At 31.0% G+C, this 1,397-nt stretch carries 2 protein-coding genes; both read right to left on the reverse strand.

All coding sequences use genetic code 11. From position 1 onward, the window contains the following. Nucleotides 1–645: transposase (locus OYT88_RS20665; protein WP_274402256.1), on the reverse strand; the 645-nt coding region annotated here is incomplete at its 3' end. Between the two features lie 35 nt (nt 646–680). Beyond that, complete coding sequence (locus OYT88_RS20670) at nt 681–1,349, reverse strand: transposase (protein WP_443217554.1); 669 nt, start codon at nt 1,347–1,349, stop codon at nt 681–683. Between the last annotated feature and the right edge of the window lie 48 nt (nt 1,350–1,397).

Genomic DNA, 1,397 nt, shown 5'->3' on the forward strand with positions numbered 1-1,397 from the left:
TTTTACTCTTTCTTCCAAAGGAGTTTTACAATTATTCCCTTTGATGCAACTACTCTTGTAAGTGCAATCATTGCAATCTTCACAAACATAAATTGTCTTTTCACTTTCATATCCTGTTTTAGATTTTCTAATTTTTATATTTTCAGCCTTTAACTGCTTACCATTTCGGCATATGTAGAAATCTTTTTCTTCATTGTAATCCATGTTTTCTATTTTACCGATATCATTTTTATATTTTCTTGTTTTTGATATTTCATAATTAGATGGCTTAATAAATGCTATTTGATTATTTTCTTCAATAAATGAATAGTTCTCCTCACTTTCATATCCAGCATCTGCAACTATTTTTAAGTATTTAAATTTTAAGTTTTCTTCCATGCTTTTCAAGAAAGGTATTAGCGTAGTTGTATCCGTTGGTTGTGGTCCAACTGTAAGCCATGTAATATATTCTGAATCTACACCATGCTGCACATTATAAGCTGGCTTAAGTTGACCGTTTTTCATAGCATCTTCTTTCATCCTCATAAATGTAGCATCAACATCAGTTTTTGAGTAACTGTTTCTATCTCCGCAAGTGTACACTTTTTGAGTATATTCTTTAAACTTTGAAAGATATTCTTCAAGTTTTTCTATTGATCGTTGCAATGCAGTTTTTCTTTTCCCACATCCGTGAACGAATTCTATTCCTTCTGANACTTTGAAAGATATTCTTCAAGTTTTTCTATTGATCGTTGCAATGCAGTTTTTCTTTTCCCACATCCGTGAACGAATTCTATTCCTTCTGATTTCTTTAGTGCATAAAGCTTTTTTCTAAGCTTTTTTACATGTTTCATTTGAACTTCATTTTTATAGATTAACTTAATATCATAAAGTTCTTCGCACTCTTTAACAAGGTCGGCCACTTTAATTAGCAATTTTGCCATGTTTTTTGTAACTGCCTTTTTCCAGACAAAAGTATATTTATTTGCATAAGCTTCTATTTTTGTGCCATCAATAAAGATAGCATCTCCTGATATCTCACCAATTTTATAAAGAAATTTAGCTGTTTCAGCTAAGATCCTTTCAGAACATGGAGCAAAATGAAGACTTCTAAATCTTGCAAATGTTGCATGATCCGGAGCGGATGCTCCCTCAAGCAAAAACATAAAATTAATGTCTCTACGGCATGCCTTTTCAATATCTCGAGACGAATAAATCTTATTCATATATCCATAAGTCATGATTTTCAGCATTTTTCTTGGCGATACTTGATTTTCCTTTATCTTGGAATAAGTCGAATATAAATCTGTTAAATCCATCTCCTCTACAAATTGACTTAGTAATCGCACTGAATCATTAACCGGTATCATGTAATCAATATTTAATGGAAGTTTTAATTGATAAAACTTTTGGTTTAA

Source organism: Sporolactobacillus sp. CQH2019 (assembly GCF_028765345.1).
GTDB lineage: Bacteria > Bacillota > Bacilli > Bacillales > Sporolactobacillaceae > Sporolactobacillus.